The organism is Mumia quercus (genome assembly GCF_025506335.1).
GTDB classification, from domain to species: domain Bacteria; phylum Actinomycetota; class Actinomycetes; order Propionibacteriales; family Nocardioidaceae; genus Mumia; species Mumia quercus.
Genome location: NZ_JANZYO010000003.1, coordinates 75,862 through 91,848, shown reverse-complemented (window position 1 = coordinate 91,848; position 15,987 = coordinate 75,862). Strand labels below are relative to the sequence as shown.

16 protein-coding genes are annotated in these 15,987 nt (G+C 71.7%); 3 read left to right on the top strand and 13 right to left on the bottom strand.

Annotated features, from left to right (window positions below; translation table 11 throughout):
- Nucleotides 1-1,143, top strand: a complete 1,143-nt coding sequence (locus NYZ95_RS07060; RefSeq protein WP_372500458.1) for an ABC transporter ATP-binding protein — start codon at nucleotides 1-3, stop codon at nucleotides 1,141-1,143.
- 6 nt (nucleotides 1,144-1,149) lie between these two features.
- Here the strand turns inward: NYZ95_RS07060 and NYZ95_RS07055 are convergent, their stop codons facing one another.
- From NYZ95_RS07055 to NYZ95_RS07005, 11 genes are all read right to left on the bottom strand, one after another.
- Nucleotides 1,150-1,764: a hypothetical protein gene (locus NYZ95_RS07055; RefSeq protein ID WP_262850126.1), complete on the bottom strand. Its 615-nt coding sequence runs from the start codon at nucleotides 1,762-1,764 to the stop codon at nucleotides 1,150-1,152.
- A gap of 53 nt (nucleotides 1,765-1,817) precedes the next feature.
- Nucleotides 1,818-2,300: a DUF3180 family protein gene (locus NYZ95_RS07050; RefSeq protein ID WP_262850124.1), complete on the bottom strand. Its 483-nt coding sequence runs from the start codon at nucleotides 2,298-2,300 to the stop codon at nucleotides 1,818-1,820.
- Between the two features lie 5 nt (nucleotides 2,301-2,305).
- Nucleotides 2,306-2,869 carry a 2-amino-4-hydroxy-6-hydroxymethyldihydropteridine diphosphokinase gene (folK, locus tag NYZ95_RS07045; RefSeq protein WP_262850122.1) on the bottom strand — a complete coding sequence of 188 codons (564 nt, stop codon included), beginning with the start codon at nucleotides 2,867-2,869 and terminating at the stop codon, nucleotides 2,306-2,308.
- Nucleotides 2,866-3,243, bottom strand: coding sequence for a dihydroneopterin aldolase (gene folB, locus NYZ95_RS07040; RefSeq protein WP_262850121.1), 378 nt, complete (start codon nucleotides 3,241-3,243; stop codon nucleotides 2,866-2,868). The genes folK and folB overlap by 4 nt, the downstream gene beginning before the upstream one ends.
- Nucleotides 3,240-3,644 carry a nuclear transport factor 2 family protein gene (locus NYZ95_RS07035; RefSeq protein WP_262850119.1) on the bottom strand — a complete coding sequence of 135 codons (405 nt, stop codon included), beginning with the start codon at nucleotides 3,642-3,644 and terminating at the stop codon, nucleotides 3,240-3,242. Before NYZ95_RS07035 ends, folB begins: the two co-directional genes overlap by 4 nt.
- On the bottom strand, nucleotides 3,637-4,491 hold the full coding sequence (gene folP / locus NYZ95_RS07030) for a dihydropteroate synthase (protein ID WP_262850118.1): 855 nt from the start codon (nucleotides 4,489-4,491) through the stop codon (nucleotides 3,637-3,639). Before folP ends, NYZ95_RS07035 begins: the two co-directional genes overlap by 8 nt.
- Entirely contained in the window at nucleotides 4,491-5,060 is a 570-nt protein-coding gene (folE, locus tag NYZ95_RS07025; protein ID WP_262850931.1) for a GTP cyclohydrolase I FolE, read from the bottom strand. Before folE ends, folP begins: the two co-directional genes overlap by 1 nt.
- Nucleotides 5,061-5,085: 25 nt before the next feature.
- The gene (gene ftsH, locus NYZ95_RS07020; protein WP_262850117.1) at nucleotides 5,086-7,128 is read right to left on the bottom strand and encodes an ATP-dependent zinc metalloprotease FtsH; all 2,043 of its coding nucleotides are present in this window, start codon (nucleotides 7,126-7,128) and stop codon (nucleotides 5,086-5,088) included.
- A 170-nt stretch (nucleotides 7,129-7,298) separates the two neighbouring features.
- Entirely contained in the window at nucleotides 7,299-7,856 is a 558-nt protein-coding gene (gene hpt / locus NYZ95_RS07015) for a hypoxanthine phosphoribosyltransferase (protein WP_262850116.1), read from the bottom strand.
- 49 nt (nucleotides 7,857-7,905) lie between these two features.
- Nucleotides 7,906-8,892 (bottom strand): tRNA lysidine(34) synthetase TilS, encoded by a 987-nt coding sequence (gene tilS / locus NYZ95_RS07010; protein ID WP_262850114.1) that lies wholly within the window; start codon nucleotides 8,890-8,892, stop codon nucleotides 7,906-7,908.
- Nucleotides 8,893-8,902: 10 nt separating this feature from the next.
- A complete protein-coding gene (locus NYZ95_RS07005; protein ID WP_262850113.1) occupies nucleotides 8,903-9,985 on the bottom strand; it encodes an Rv3626c family coenzyme F420 biosynthesis-associated protein in 1,083 nt (360 codons plus the stop codon).
- Between the two features lie 112 nt (nucleotides 9,986-10,097).
- Here NYZ95_RS07005 and NYZ95_RS07000 point away from each other — a divergent pair, with 112 nt between their 5' ends.
- Both NYZ95_RS07000 and NYZ95_RS06995 read left to right on the top strand, forming a co-directional pair.
- Complete coding sequence (locus NYZ95_RS07000; protein ID WP_262850112.1) at nucleotides 10,098-11,705, top strand: SLC13 family permease; 1,608 nt, start codon at nucleotides 10,098-10,100, stop codon at nucleotides 11,703-11,705.
- Between the two features lie 4 nt (nucleotides 11,706-11,709).
- The gene (locus NYZ95_RS06995; protein WP_262850111.1) at nucleotides 11,710-12,768 is read left to right on the top strand and encodes a tartrate dehydrogenase; all 1,059 of its coding nucleotides are present in this window, start codon (nucleotides 11,710-11,712) and stop codon (nucleotides 12,766-12,768) included.
- 24 nt (nucleotides 12,769-12,792) lie between these two features.
- Here NYZ95_RS06995 and dacB read toward each other — a convergent pair whose 3' ends face one another.
- Both dacB and NYZ95_RS06985 read right to left on the bottom strand, forming a co-directional pair.
- On the bottom strand, nucleotides 12,793-14,259 hold the full coding sequence (gene dacB, locus NYZ95_RS06990) for a D-alanyl-D-alanine carboxypeptidase/D-alanyl-D-alanine endopeptidase (RefSeq protein ID WP_262850109.1): 1,467 nt from the start codon (nucleotides 14,257-14,259) through the stop codon (nucleotides 12,793-12,795).
- A gap of 9 nt (nucleotides 14,260-14,268) precedes the next feature.
- A complete protein-coding gene (locus tag NYZ95_RS06985; RefSeq protein WP_262850108.1) occupies nucleotides 14,269-15,951 on the bottom strand; it encodes a bifunctional metallophosphatase/5'-nucleotidase in 1,683 nt (560 codons plus the stop codon).
- Nucleotides 15,952-15,987: the final 36 nt, after the last annotated feature.

Sequence of the window (15,987 nt, the reverse complement as noted above, 5' to 3'; positions counted from 1 at the left end):
ATGCACCGTACCGAGGACGCCATGATCGTGCTCGAGGGCGTGGGCAAGCGCTACGAGGACGGGTCCGTCGCCGTGCGCGACCTCTCGCTGTCAGTCCCGCGGGGGTCGCTCGTCGCTCTCGTCGGCCCCTCCGGCTGTGGCAAGTCCACGACCCTGAAGATGGTCAACCGGCTCATCGAGCCGACGTCGGGCCGCATCCTCCTCGACGGGCAGGACATCCTCAAGGCCGACCCGGTCTCGTTGCGGCGCGGGATCGGCTACGTCATCCAGCAGGTCGGGCTGTTCCCCCACCAGAGCGTCCGCGAGAACGTGGCAACGGTGCCGACGCTGCTGCACTGGGAACGCAAGAAGGCGCGGGCCCGTGCCGATGAGCTGCTCGACCTGGTCGGTCTCGACCCTGCCTCGTACGCCGACCGCTATCCGCACCAGCTCTCGGGCGGCCAGCGCCAGCGTGTGGGCGTGGCCCGGGCGCTCGCCGCCGACCCGCCGGTCCTCCTCATGGACGAGCCGTTCGGCGCGGTCGACCCGATCGTCCGCGGGCGGCTCCAGGACGAGTTCCTCCGCCTGCAGCAGGAGCTCGGCAAGACCGTCCTGCTGGTCACCCACGACATCGACGAGGCCGTACGTCTCGGTGACCGCGTCGCGGTGCTCGCCAACGGCGGCGACCTGCGTCAGTACGACTCCCCTGCCGCGGTCCTCGGAGCACCGGCCGACGACTTCGTCGCGGAGTTCGTCGGCGCCGACCGCGGTCTGCGACGTCTCGCCGTCACGCCGATCGACGTCGACGAGCTCGAGACGGCTCCTGTGGTCCGCGAGGACACGCCGCTCGACGAGGTCCGGCGCCGCGCCGCCGCCTCCGACGTGCCCTGGGCGATCGTCGTCGACGCGTCCGACCGTCTCGTCGGCTGGATCGGCGCCGAGCACCTGGCCTCGGCCGACACGCTGCGTGCGCGCCCCATGGAGGCCACGCTGCACCGCACCGCCACGCTCAAGGACGCATGGTCGGTCATGCTGCGCTACGACGCCGGCTGGGTCGCCGTCCTCGACGACGACCGGCGCTTCCTCGGCGTCCTCACGCCGGAGTCGCTCCACGCGGCACTGCGCCGGTCGGTGCGCACGACGGAGCCGTCCAGCATCGGGTGAGCGGGCTCAGGCCTGCTTCGCCTCGGGGAGCTCCTCGTCGTCGCCGGAGTCGGCGTCCTTGGCGTCCGCGGCAGCCTCGTCGGCCGCCTGCGCCCGCGCGGCCGCCGTGGCCTCCCAGCTGAGCAGGTCGACGATCGTGGGCACGTCCGCACCGTCCCACAGGGTCATGGTGCTGGGTGCGTCCTCGTCGTCGGTCTCGGAGCGGAGCGCCTCGACCTCGCGCTGCAGCTCCTCGCGCCGCGCGTCGGACTCGTCGGCACGCGCCTCGGCGAGACGCAGCGTCCCGTTGAGCTCGGTGATGCGACGGGTGGTGATCGAGAGCGTCTCGTTGACCGCCTCGATGAACTCCATGTTCTCGCGGGTCCGGTCGACCGTCATGTCGCGGTACGCCTGGGCCTGCTCGGCGCGGTCCTTGTACCACGCACGACGGGTGGCGAGCACCTCGTCGGCGATCACCCGCGCCGCCGCGACGCCCACGACCACCGCTGTCACCGACGCCGCTACGAGCACTCCCTGCGAAGCCGTGGCGACTGCGACGGCGACGAAGACTGCAGAAGCCGCCAGCATGGCGCTGGCGACGAGGAGGCGCACGGAGCGCTGGCGGCGGCGATCGTTCGACATGGAGAGAACCCTACGCTACGGCGAACGCGTTCCCGCTGACCGACACCAGGCGTTCAAGCCTTCGCGGCCTCGTCCGGATCGTCCTCGTCGTGGGGCACCTCGCAGGCGCGTTCGAGGGCCAGCGCGGCGGCCATCGCGAGGAGGGCGGCCACGGCCGCGGCCACCGACCGGACGACGCGCTCGCGAGGCAGCGCGAGCTCGAGATCTCCTGCGAAGGACAGCGCGAAACCGACGTAGTAGCCGGCGATCAGCGCGGTCACGATCGCCGACGCCTTGGCCAGCGCGAGCAACCTCAGCGCCCGCGACGGGTGCATCGTCCGACGCTGCCGGTGCAGCGCCTGGAATGTCGTCCACGCGAGCACGCCGAGGATCGCGGCAAGGAAGAGCATCGTGCCGGCAGCGACCCAGGACACCGTGGGAACCACGGCGTCGCGCCACTCGAGGAACGGACGCACCGCGCGTCCGACAGCCAGCCCGACGACGCCGAGGATGGCGAGCTGGACGGCTGACGACCGGCGGAGCGGACGGTGACCCATGGAGATCAGACGAGGATCTCGAGGTCCTCGCGCCGCGTGACGCCGGAGGTGTCGAGACCCTGCGCGAGGTCGACGACGTAGCCGTGGCCGGGGATCTCGCCCTCGAGGTCGAGCTCGAGCCACGGGATGAGCACGAACGCGCGCTCGTGCGCCCGCGGGTGCGGCAGCGTCAGGCGCTCGTCGTGCGCGACTCGGTTGCCCACGACGATGAGGTCGACGTCGAGCGTGCGCGGAGCGTTCTTCTCGCCGCGCTCGCGGCCGAAGGCGTCCTCGATCGCGAGGCAGCGGTCGAGGAGCGTGTGGACGGTCAGCGTCGTGTCGATGAGGACGACCGCGTTGAGGAAGTCGCGCGAGCCGGCAGGCGCACCGACCGGAGCCGTCTCGTACACCGACGACACGGCCACCACGGTGACCTCAGGAGTGTCGGCGAGCGCGGCGACAGCCCCCTGCACGTTGTTGAGCCGCTCCCCCAGGTTGGACCCGATCGCGATCACGGCCTGCCGGATCGGGCGCATGCCGCCGGTCATCGTGTCCGCGTCAGGGATGTGCGGGTTGGGCGTCTCGGTCACGTACGACTCCGCTCTATCGTCACGGCGACGTCCGAGAACGCCACCGGTATCGGTGCTTCCGGCTTGTGGACCGTGACGCTCGCCCACTGCACCGGCGCGAAACCGAAGCAGATCCCGAGGATGCGGAGCGCGAGCGTCTCGATCAGGTCCACGGGGTCCGACGCCACGGCGTCCGCGACCCTCTCCGACAACGTACCGTAATGAACCGACGCGTCTAAGTCCCCTGTCTGAGCCGCCCGCTCCAGGTCGAGCCCCAGTACCACGTCGACGACGAACCGTTGCCCCTGCTCGCGCTCGAACGCGAGGAGGCCGTGGTAGCCGTACGCCTCGATCCCCGTCACGGTGATCCGGTCGAGTCCTTCCGGCGCGCTCATCCGTCCATCACCGGACCCGAGTGGTGTGACCAGAGCTTCCAGCCGGACGCGGTCTCGACCAGGACGTCGGTCGCGACGCCGCGTCCGCCGGCGAACACGGTCGGCGCCTCGCCCTCGGCCTCGGCGAGCACGTTCTCGACGCACGACACGACCGCGACGCCGTCGCGGCGCGTCACCTCGACGTCGGTGAGGATGAACTGGATGTAGCCGACGTTGGCCATGAGCATCGCGAACGAGCGCAGGATCGCACCGTGCCCGAGGATCGGCTCCGCGCCCGGGTGCACGCACACCGTGTCGTCGCCGGGCAGCCACAGCGACGACATGAGGTCGAGGTCACCGTGCTCGATCGCGTCGTAGAACGCCTGGTGGGTCGCGAGGACCGGGTCGCGCCGCTCAACCATCGCGCCACCGCTCCGCCACGCGTACGGCGTCGGCGTTCGCTGCGACGTCGTGGACCCGTACGCACCACGCGCCGGCCGTCGCGGCGAGCGCCGTGATCGCGACGGTCGCGTCGTCACGCTCCCTCGGCGGACGCAGGGTGCCGTCGTCGTCGGCGAGCAGCTCGCCGAGGAACCGCTTGCGGCTCGCCGCGACCAGCAGCGGGTAGCCCAGCGACGCGAAGGCCTCGAGGTGGGCGAGGACGGACCAGTTCTGAGGGCCGCGCTTGGAGAACCCGATGCCGGGGTCGACGACGATCTGCTCGGGCCGCACGCCCTTCGCGAGGGCGAGGTCGACGGACCTGCCCAGCTCGGTGACGACGTCGGGCACGAGGTCGTCGTAGCGGGTCGCGTCGTCGCCGAGCATCGACGCGGAGTGGCCCCGCCAGTGCATGACGACGTACGGCACGCCCGTGCGTGCCGCCACCTCGAGGATGTCGGGGTCGGCGAGACCGCCCGAGACGTCGTTGATGACCCGGGCGCCTGCGGCGACGGCACGCTCGGCGACCTCGGCGCGCATGGTGTCGACCGAGACGACGACACCGCGGTCGGCCAGTGCGCGGACGACGGGCTCGACGCGCGCCAGCTCGGTGGCGGCGTCCACCCGCTGAGCGCCCGGACGCGTCGACTCACCTCCGACGTCGACGATGTCGGCGCCGTCGTCGACGAGCGCGAAGCCATGACGAACGGCGTCGTCGACGTCGAGCCAGCGTCCGCCGTCTGAGAAGGAGTCGGGCGTGACGTTGACGACACCCATCACCTGGCACCGGCCCGCGTCGGGGAGCAGCGGCACCCCGCGACGCGTGAACATCAGCGCCCCGTGATCAGGGCCATCGCCTCGGCCCGCGTCGCAGGGTCGCGCAGCTGGCCTCGCACCGCGCTGGTGACCGTCTTCGCGCCAGGCTTGCGCACGCCGCGCATGGTCATGCACAGGTGCTCGGCCTCGATCTGGACGATCACGCCGAGCGGACGGAGCGTCTCGATCAGCGCGTCGGCGATCTGCGTCGTCAGGCGCTCCTGCACCTGCGGCCTCCGGGCGTACACGTCGACCAGCCGGGCGAGCTTCGACAGCCCGACGACGCGTCCGTCCTCGGCAGGGATGTAACCGACGTGCGCGACACCGGTGAACGGCACGAGGTGGTGCTCGCACATGGACCACAGCTCGATGTCCTTCACCAGGATCATCTCGTCGTGGTCGACCTCGAAGGTGCGCGAGAGCGCCTCCTGCGGGTCGTGACGCATCCCGGCGAAGATCTCCTTGTACGCGCGCGCGACCCGCTCCGGGGTGTCCCGGAGCCCGTCGCGGTCCGGGTCCTCGCCGATTGCGATCAGCAGCTCACGGACAGCGGCCTCGGCACGCGGCGTGTCGAACTCGGGCAGCGCCTTGCCCTGGGCTTGCGCCACGTCAGCGAGCCCCAGGAGAGGGCGGCTCGGGGGTCCCACCGGTGGGGCCCGAGCTGGGTCCGTGGAGGTCGGTCCCACCCTGGCCCGGCGCGAGGACGATCGTTCCCTCGTCCTCGTCACGCTCGGGCTCGTGCCCGTTGATCTCCTTCGGGGAGAGGACCGGCGGCAGCGACGACGGCTTGCGGGTCTCCGACCCGGTCCACGCCGGACGCGGAGAGCGGCGCTTGAGCGGCTCGAAGATCGCAGCGACCTCGGCCTTGTCGAGCGTCTCCTTCTCGAGCAGCGCGAGCACCAGGTCGTCGAGGACGGCGCGGTTCTCGGCGAGGATGTCGAACGCCTCCTGGTGGGCGTACCCGATGAACTTCGTCACCTCCTCGTCGACGATCGCCGCGAGCTCCTCGGAGTAGTTGCGCGAGTGGCCGATGTCACGGCCGAGGAACGGCTCGGAGCCGTTCTCGCCCAGTCGCACGGCACCGATGCGCTCGGTCATGCCGTACTGGGTGACCATCGCGCGCGCGAGGTTGGTCGCCTTCTCGATGTCGTTGGCGGCGCCGGTCGTCGGGTTGTGGAAGACCAGCTCCTCGGCGGCGCGACCGCCCAGCATGTACGCCAGCTTGTCGAGCATCTCCGCGCGGGTCTGGCTGTACTTGTCCTCGTCCGGCAGGACCATCGTGTAACCGAGGGCGCGACCGCGCGGCAGGATCGTGATCTTGTGCACGGGGTCGCTGCCGGGCAGCGCGGCGGCGACGAGCGCGTGGCCGCCCTCGTGGTACGCGGTGATCTTGCGCTCGTGCTCGCTCATGAGACGCGTGCGCTTCTGCGGACCGGCGACGACGCGGTCGATCGCCTCGTCGAGCGTACGGTTGTCGATCAGCGCCTGGCTGCTGCGCGCGGTGAGGAGCGCAGCCTCGTTGAGCACGTTGGCGAGGTCGGCACCGGAGAAGCCGGGCGTACGGCGCGCGACCGACTCGAGGTCGACGTCGGCGGCCAGCGGCTTGCCACGCGAGTGCACCTGGAGGATCTGCAGGCGCCCCTTGAGGTCGGGCGCCTCCACGGCGATCTGGCGGTCGAAGCGGCCAGGACGCAGCAGCGCGGGATCGAGGACGTCGGGACGGTTGGTCGCGGCGATGAGGATCACACCGCCGCGGACGTCGAAGCCGTCCATCTCGACCAGCAGCTGGTTGAGCGTCTGCTCGCGCTCGTCGTGGCCGCCGCCGAGGCCCGCACCGCGGTGCCGGCCGACCGCGTCGATCTCGTCGATGAAGACGATCGCGGGAGCGTTCTCCTTGGCCTGCTCGAAGAGGTCGCGCACACGGCTCGCGCCGACACCCACGAACATCTCGACGAAGTCGGAGCCGGAGATCGAGTAGAACGGGACGCCCGCCTCGCCTGCGACGGCACGCGCGAGCAGCGTCTTGCCGGTGCCCGGAGGGCCGTACAGCAGGACGCCCTTCGGGATCTTGGCCCCGACGGCCTGGAACTTCTGCGGGTCGGCGAGGAACTCCTTGATCTCACCGAGCTCCTCGACGGCCTCGTCGGCACCCGCGACGTCGGCGAACGTGGTCTGCGGCGTGTCCTTGGCGATCAGCTTGGCCTTGGACTTCGCGAACTGCATGACGCGGCCGCCGCCGCCCTGCATCGAGTTCATGAGGAAGATGAACAGCAGGAAGATCAGCGCGAAGGGCAGCAGGAGCCCGAGCAGGTTGCCGAGGAAGCTGGGCTTGGGGATCTGGACGTCGTACGACTTCATCTCCTTGTCGGAGACGCTCTTGTCGGCGAGCTTGCGGAGCTGGTTGCCCTGGTCGCCCAGCCAGTTGGCGCGCACCTTCTTGTCATCGTCGAGCGTGGCGCGGATCTCGTTGTCACCGGCGCCGACGAACGTGGCCTCGGCCACCTTGCCCTGCTCGAAGTACCGCACCATCGTGGCGGTCTTGACCTCTTGGTAGCCGTTGTTGGACGACACCAGCTGGAGCAGGGCCAGAACCGCGATGACACTGATGATGATCCAGAGCCACGGGCCCTTGAAGATGCGTTTGACGTCCATGATCCGAGGCCGCGCCTCGCTCCTCCTGCGTAGGAATGGGTACGGGAACCGACGGTACACGTCCGCGCCACGAGGGCAGGACGAGTCTTGTCCCCTGGTGCTTCAACGATCGGCACCCGCGAACATGTTCCCAGGATCCGCACGGATCTCGTGCGGGCGTCCGCCCGGACTCAGGAGTAGACGTGCGGAGCGAGCGTCGCGATGTCGCGCAGGTTGCGGTAGCGCTCGTCGTAGTCGAGCCCGTAGCCGACCACGAACGCGTTGGGGATGTCGAACCCGACGTACTTCACGTCGACGGCCATCTTCAGCGCCTCGGGCTTGCGCAGGAGGGTGCAGATCTCGACCGAGGCCGGCTTGCGGGAGCGCAGGTTGGACGTCAGCCACGACAGCGTGAGACCGGAGTCGATGATGTCTTCGACGATGAGGACGTGACGGCCGGTGAGGTCGGTGTCGAGGTCCTTGAGGATCCGCACCACGCCGGACGACGTCGTGCCGGAGCCGTACGACGACACGGCCATCCAGTCCATCTCGACGTCGCGCTCGAGCGCACGGGCGAGGTCGGCCATGACCATCACCGCGCCCTTGAGGACCCCGACGAGCAGCAGGTCCTCGCCCTCGTAGTCGCGCGCGATCTGCGCGGCGAGCTCCCGGAGGCGGGCCTGGATGTCGGCCTCGGAGATGTACGTCTGGTCCAGCGCGAGGTCACCCTCGATCTGCTTCGCGTCCACGGAACCAGCCTCGCACAGCGGCCTGGGCGGCGCTGCGGGGGCCTCGCCGTCAGGCGGCTCCGAACACCAGCGCCCGGCCCCGCCGGCGGACGCTCAAGCCGCCGGGCAGTGTCGGGCCGCCCTGTCCGCACCAGGCGGTCACCAGGCGGTCGATCCCGGCCACGTGCGCGGCGGTGAGGTCACCCGCGGGCGCTCCGGCCGCGAGCGCGGACGCCCTCAGGACCCGCGTACGGACGGCGCGAGGAAGCGCGGCCAGCACCTCGACGTCGAGCGACCCGTCGTCGAGCGTCGCCTTCCGCGTCGCCGTACGAGCGAGGTCGTCGAGCGCGTCGGCGTCGTCGCGCAGCGCGGCTGCCGTACGGGCGAGGGCGGCGCCCACCCCTGGGCCGAGCTCGCGCTCGAGGACCGGGAGGACGGTGCGCCGTACCCGCACCCGGGCGTAACGCGGATCGTCGTTGTGCGGGTCGTCCCACCACGTCACACCGAGCGCCCGGCACACCTGTTCGGTCTCGGCGCGGGTGAGCGCGAGCAGCGGGCGTCGCCACAGGCCGGAACGCGCCGCCATGCCGGCCAGCGAGCGGGCACCCGAACCGCGCGCCAGGCCGAGCAGCACCGTCTCCGCCTGGTCGTCTCGGGTGTGACCGAGGAGCACGGCAGCGGCTCCGACCTCCTCGGCGTACGCGCGCAGCGCCTCCCGACGGGCGTCTCGAGCCGCGGCCTCCGGTCCGCCCCGGGCACCGACCTCGACGCGTACGACCTGCGCCGCGGCCCCGAGGGCGCGTGCCTGCTCCGCCGCGCGCTGCGCGACCTCAGCGGAGCCCTCCTGGAGCCCGTGGTCGACGACGAGCGCCTCCACGCGCCCTCCACGGGCGTCGACGACGAAGCACGTCAGCGCGGCGAGCGCCAGGGAGTCGGCCCCGCCGGAGACGCCGAGCACGACCGTGGCGTCCGCGGGGAGGTCGGCGAGCGCCTCGGAGACCGCACGGCGCCCGCGCGCGACCACCGGGTCGAGCGGTGGCGTGCGGCGGGTGGTCACGGCGTCGACGTCATCCGTGCACGCGCGCGACCCACTGGTCGGGCTTCTCGATCTCCTCTGCCGACGGCAGGTTGTCCGGTGAGCTCCACACAGCGTCGAACCCCTCGCGGCCGACCGACTTCTCGACCGCGCGGACGAAGGCGGCGCCGTCGCGGTACTGGCGGATCTTCGCGTCGAGCCCGAGCACCTGGCGGACGAACCTGTCCAGCAGCCCGCCGCCTTGGCGGCGCTTGTCGAAGCGGCGGCGGATCTGCCGCACGCTCGGGATGACCGACGGGCCGACGCCGTCCATCACGACGTCCGCGTGCCCCTCGAGCAGCGACATGACGCCGGTGACCTGGCCGATGATCTCGCGCTGGCGGTCGTTCTGGAGCACGTCCATCAACGACACCCGCTCACCGCGGACGAACCGGCCCGCCGCCTTCGACGCCTCGCCCAGCGAGCGCGAGATGCCCTCCGGATCGGTGTCGGTGGCGTCGACGAGCTGGTCGACGAGCCCTTGGACGTGCGCCCGCATCCACGGCACCGCCGTGAACTGCACGCGGTGAGTCTCCTCGTGGAGGCAGACCCAGAGCCGGAAGTCGTGGGTGTCCACCCCGAGCTCTCGCTCGACGTGGACGACGTTCGGGGCGACGAGCAGGAGGCGACCACCGACCGGCAGGCCGCCCTCCGGCCCCGGCGCGGTGAAGAACGGGTCGAACTGCCCGAGGACCTTGGTCGACATGAACGCCAGCGCGGCTCCGACCTCGGCGCCGGTCACGCGGGCGCCGATGGTGCGTCCGAGCCGTCCCGGCGACTGTCCCTTCGCGCGGGCGGACTCCTGGACCTTCTCGAGCATCGGTCGGAGCACGACCTCGAACGACGAGACGTTGGCCGCGACCCACCCGGGCCGGTCGACGACGAGCACCGGGGCGGTGGCGGACTCGGCAGACAGCCCGGTGAACTCGCGCACGGGGCCTTCCGAGCGCGCGGCGCCCTCACGCAGCTCGGCCACGACCTGGTCAGCCTCGGCACTGGCGATCTCGGGGCCCGGCTTCGTCATCCGCGAAGCGGTGGTCAGCGCGAAGTCCCAGTCGATCATGCTGTCCGTCATGCCGTCGAGCCTACGCGGAGGGTGGACGACGGCACGCTGCGCGCGTGTGGAAGGGGGTGATCCAGGACACCGTGAGGGCAAGCGTGTCCCCGTTCCAGCCCCGGAGGCCCTCATGAGCACGGTCGAACGAGAACCCGGTCCCACCGATGTCGACAAGGCGTTCCTCGGCAGCGCCACCTACCGCAGCCTCGGGGAGCAGAGGTTGTCCCCCCGAGAGGAGCGCTTCGAGAAGGCGCGGCGCACCTCGGGACTCTTCCTCGCGCCGCTCGCGACGGTCGTGATGCTCCTCATCCCCTTCGACCTCCCGCAGCAGCAGCACACCCTCGCCGCGGTCCTCGTCGGCGTCGTGGTCCTGTGGGTGACCGAGGCGGTGCCCATCCCGGTCGGCGGCTTCCTCGGGATCGCCGCCATCGTGCTGCTCGACGTGGTCCCCGCCGACGAGGCGCTCGCGCCCTTCGGCTCGTCGACCGTCTTCACCTTCATCGGCGCGTTCATCCTCGCCCAGGCGATGCTCAAGCACGGGCTCGCCAAGCGCTTCGCGATGTTCGTGCTCGACCTGCCCGGAGTCGGCACCTCCACGACACGGGTGATCGTCGCGTTCGGTGCCATCACCTGCCTGCTCTCGGCGTTCGTCTCGAACACCGCGACCGTCGCCATGCTGCTGCCGACCGCGATCGGGATCCTCACCGTGATCGCCAAGCTCATGCAGAGCCAGGGCGTCGTCGAGGAGGACTTCGACCCCCTGAGGCTCCGCGTCGGCGCCGCGCTGATGCTCATGCTCGCGTACGGCGCGAGCGTCGGCGGCCTCCTCACCCCGGTCGGGTCTCCCCCGAACCTCATCGGACGAGGGCTGATCGAGGAGGCGACCGGTGAGACGATCCCGTTCCTCGACTGGATGCTGCTCGCGCTCCCCGTCTGTGCCCTGATGTTCGTCGCGCTCGCGGTGGTCCTGCTGCTGGTGAACCGGCCAGAGATCAAGCGGCTGGAGGGTGTCGAGGAGTGGGTCGACACCGAGAAGCGTGAGCTCGGCCGCATCTCGCGAGCAGAGAAGAACACGCTGGTCGCGTTCGTGTTCACCGTGACGCTGTGGATCCTGCCGGGCGTCGTGGCGCTGGTCGCCGGGCCCGAGTCGGGGACGTACGAGTCGGTGTCCGGTCGCCTCGACGAGGGCGTCGTCGCCGTGCTCGGGGCCTCGCTGCTGTTCCTCCTCCCGATCGACTGGGAGCGACGCGAGTTCACCTTGCGCTGGAGCGACGCCACGAAGATCGACTGGGGGACGGTCGTCCTCTTCGGCACCGGCATCATCTTCGGTTCGCTGCTCGCCTCGACCGGACTGGCGGAGACGATCGGCAAGGGCGCGTACAACTGGCTCGGCCTGAGCAGCGCGCTGCTGCTGACGATCTTCGCGGTCGTGCTCGCGATCGCGGTCTCGGAGACGACGAGCAACACTGCGTCCGCCGCGGTCGTCGTCCCGATCATCATCCCGATCGCGATGGCAGCCGACGTGAACCCGTTCGTCCCCGCGCTGGCGGCCACGTTCGCCGCGTCGTTCGGCTTCATGCTGCCCGTGTCGACGCCGCAGAACGCGATCGTCTACGGCTCCGGTGTCGTCCCGATCACCCGCATGATCCGCTCGGGCATCTCCTTCGACGTGCTGGGCGCGATCCTCATCGTGATCCTGCTGCCGGTGATGGTCTCGATCCTCGGCCTGGGCGGGTAGCGCCATGACTCAACGCATCGCCGTCGTCCCCGGGGACGGGATCGGACCGGAGGTCGTGGAGGCGACCCGCACCGTGCTCGACGCGGTCGCGGAGGCCCACGGCCTCGACCTCGCGTACGACACGTACGACTGGTCGTGCCGCCGCTACCTGGAGCACGGGGCGATGATGCCGGAGGACGGCCTCGACGTGCTGCGGCCGTACGACGCGATCCTGCTGGGCGCGGTCGGATGGCCCGGCGTGCCGGACCACGTGTCGCTCTGGGGTCTGCTGATCCCGATCCGACGGGCGTTCCGGCAGTACGTGAACCTCCGCCCGGTGGCGGTCCTCGAGGGTGTCGCGAGCCCCCTGCGCGACGCCCGCCCCGGCGAGGTCGACCTCGTCGTCGTCCGGGAGAACGTCGAGGGCGAGTACAGCGAGATCGGCGGCCGCCTCAACCGCGGCTTCCCCGACGAGATGGCGGTCCAGGAGTCGGTGTTCACCCGCGCCGGCGTCACGCGCGTGGTCGACTACGCGTTCGCCCTCGCCCGAGCCCGCGGCGGCTCGCTCACGTCGGCGACCAAGAGCAACGGGATCGTCCACACGCTGCCGTTCTGGGACGAGGTCGTGGCCGAGCGCGCGGCGGAGTTCCCGGACGTGGACTGGGACGCCGAGCACATCGACGCGCTCGCGGCCAAGCTCGTGCTCGACCCGGGCCGGTTCGACGTGATCGTCGGCTCGAACCTCTTCGGCGACATCCTCAGCGACCTCGCGGCAGCGGTCGCCGGCAGCATCGGCGTCGCGCCGTCGGCGAACCTCGACCCGACGCGGACCTACCCGTCGATGTTCGAGCCGGTGCACGGGTCGGCACCCGACATCGCCGGCCAGGGGAAGGCCAACCCGATCGGCACGCTGTGGTCGGCCGCCTTGATGCTCGACCACCTCGGGCACGCCGAGGCCGGCGACGACCTGCTGTCCGCGGTCCGCGCGACGGTCCGCTCGTCCGCCACCCGCACGCCCGACCTCGGTGGTACGGCGCGGACGACGGAGGTCGCCGCTGCCGTCACGGCGCAGGTCAAGGGCTGAGCGGTCCGCCTGCTCGTGCGCCGCTCAGCCGGTGGCGCAGGAGCAGGCGGACAGCCGCGCCGCGATCCGGTCGAGCATGGCGCGGGCGTCGAGCGTCCGACGCTCGGGCACACGGTCGGTGAAGATCACGAAGCCGACCGGCGTCCCGTCGCGGGTGACGGTCGTGCCGGCGTAGGAGTGCACGCCGGTCAGCGTGCCCGTCTTCGCCCGTACGACACCGAGCGCAGGCTCCGTGCCGTCGGCGACGAAGCGCGTCGTCAGGGAGCCGTTGAAGCCCGCCACCGGGTAGCGGTCGAAGAGCTCGGAGGCGATGGTGACGACCTGCAGCATGGACGCGAGCGTCACCCGGTTGGCGCGCGAGAGGCCGGAGCCGTCGTAGACGCGGTTGCCGTCCCACCCGACCCCGAGGCCGGTGAGCACGTCGCGGACGGCGATCGTGCCGCCCTCGAACGACGCGGGCTGCTTCTCGGCGATCGCGACGTGGCGCAGCAGCACCTCGGCGGCCTGGTTGTCGCTGTGCTCGATCACCGACTGCGCGATCTGGGCGACCGTGCCGCTGGACACCGCAGCGATCTCCTCGGACTCGACCGGACGCCCCGTGCTCGTGACGCCGCCGGTCACCGTGAGGCCGCGCGCACGCAGCTGGGCGGCGAACGTCGCGGCGGCGTGGCGCGCCGGGTCCTTGACCCGGTCGTCGCCGTCCGTCCCCTGGTCGATCCACAGGGCGCTGACCGGCGACGTGACCTCGCCCGAGATGTAGGTGGGCTCCCACGTGGGGTTGGCCGCCGGGCCGGTGAACAACGAGGCGTCGTAGCCGAGCGACACCTCGGTGACGCCCTCGGCCTTGAGGGTGGCGGCCGTCTTGCGGGCGAGCTGGGCGAGCGAGGACTGCTTCGGGTAGGCGGCTCGGGCGTCGGCGTCGGACGTCTTCGCGAGGTACGGGTCCCCGCCGCCGACGAGCACCAGTCGTGCCGGGCCGGGCGCCGGCGCACCGGTCGTCGGTGCGGCGTCGGTCGCCGACGGCTCCTCGCCGGTCGTGTCGCGCACCACGGTCGTACGGAACCGGTGCTCGGGCCCGAGGGTCTCCATGGCCGCCAGCGACGTGAAGAGCTTCAGCGTGGACGCCGGTACGAACGTGCCCGTACCCGAGCTCCACACCTGCTCGCCCGTCGTCAGGTCGGAGACCGCGAAACCGACGTGCCGGCCGAGCGCGGGACGGCCGAGGAGCGGAGCGATCGCCTGCTGCACCTTGGCGGCGTCGAGGGGACGCGAGGCCGGCGCCGCGAGGACCGGGGCGAGCGCGGGCGCGTCCGGGGTGTCGGGGACCGCCGCAGCCGCCGGCTCTGCGGGCTCGCACGTCCCGCCGTCGCAGACCCAGCGGTCGAGGGCACCCGTGCTGTACGCGGCGACGCCCCCGCCGGTCAGCAGGAGGACGACCGCGAGGAGCAGGTACGGCCAGGCACGGCCGTGCTCGGGGGCGCGGAGAGGCATGCTTCGAGCCTATCCGGGCGGGCGAAGGCCACCGACCGTGATCGGCTGCCCGTCGTGGACGAGCCGCCAGTGCGGGTCCTGCTCGTACGGACGGCCTTCGGCCAGGTGGCGTGCGACACGTGCGCGCAGCGGCTCGGCGACCTCGTGGACGACCGGTGCCGCACCGATGTGCGGGTACGCAGCCGATCCGGCGGCACGGTAGCGGCTGACGACGACGTGGAAGCGCTGGGCGTCGAGGAGCGGCTGCCCGTCGTAGCCGAGCCCGGTGATGCGGGAGCCGACCGGACGCGCGAGGTCGACGTCGTACGTGAGCGGGGCGTCGACCCCGTAGACGACGTCGTAGTCGAAGTCCGCGGTGCCGTGCGGGGTCCTCGGGGTCGGCGCGTTGGTGAGGACGTCCGGATCATGGGGCCCCGGGCCCGTGGTGCCGAAGAAGAACGCCGCCGCGTGCTCGAGGTGCGCGCGCAGCTGGGCGCCGGTCATCTCGACGACGACCAGCCCGCTGTCGAACTGGCACAGGGCCGCGACCTGCCGGTGCCGGACCGGGCCTGCCGGGATCGCGGCGTACCGGTTCGTCGGGCACACGATGCTGAGCACGGGCCAACCCTCCGGCAGCACGTCGCGCAGACCCGCGGCCTGCGCCGCCGCGACCAGTGCGAGCGCGGACGTCGGGCGGTACCGCGCCGGCTCGGTCTCGATCGGGGTCGCCGCGTGGCCGACCACCCGCTCGCCGAGCGCGCGGACCTCGTCGTGCGCGGACGCGACCAGCGCCACGACCTCCGGGTCCTCCTCGGCGTCGGCGGTGTCGACGAGACGGGACGACGTCTCGGCCACCGTCCACACCCCGTCCGTACGCACGAGGTCGACCTCGACGACCGCCACCCGCATGCCCCAGCACAACGGCTCGGTGAGGAGGACGCGCCGCCCGTCGGGCCCGGTGACGTGGCGCTCGGGGAGCTCGACGTGCGCGTGCCCCGCCACCACGACGTCGAGACCCGCGACCTCACGGGCCAGGTCGAGCGCCGCGTTCTCCGGGGTCGCGGGATCCACGGCACCGGAGTGCACGACGGCGACGACGACGTCGGCACCCTCGGCCCGGACCTGGGCGACCAGCGGCGGAGCCGCGGCGACGAGGTCGGTGAACCTGAGGTGCTCGCGCACGTCCCGGTTCCAGGTGGTGACCTGGGGGGTGGTCAGCCCGATGATCCCCACCCGCACCGGTGGTGCTCCGTCCGCGACCACGACGTCGCGCAGCAGGGTCCCCTCCAGAGCCGGCGCGCCGGTCACGGTGTCGTCGACGTTGCCCGCGAGCAGCGGGGCGTCGAGCTGGGTGCGGAAGCGCTCCAGGGCGCGCAGGCCGTAGTCGAGCTCGTGGTTGCCCAGTGCCACCGCGTCGTACCCGAGATGGTTCATCACCGTCGCCATCGGGTGCGGCGGCACGGTGTCGTCGTCGCTCTCGGCGAGCCGGCGCGCGAAGTGGTGCGACAGAGGGCTTCCCTCGAGAACGTCACCGGCGTCGACGAGCAGCGCGTGCGGCGCGCTCCCCCGGAGGCGCCGTACGACGTCGGCCACGCGTGCGAGGCCGATCCGGTTGCCGTAGTCGTCCTCGTACGGGCGGTCCGTCCCGTAGTCGTGGTCGCGTACGTGCCCGTGCAGGTCGGTGGTGGCGAGCACGGTCAAGCGCGCGCTCACCGCAGGCGTACGCTGTTGCGTACGTCACAGTGTCCA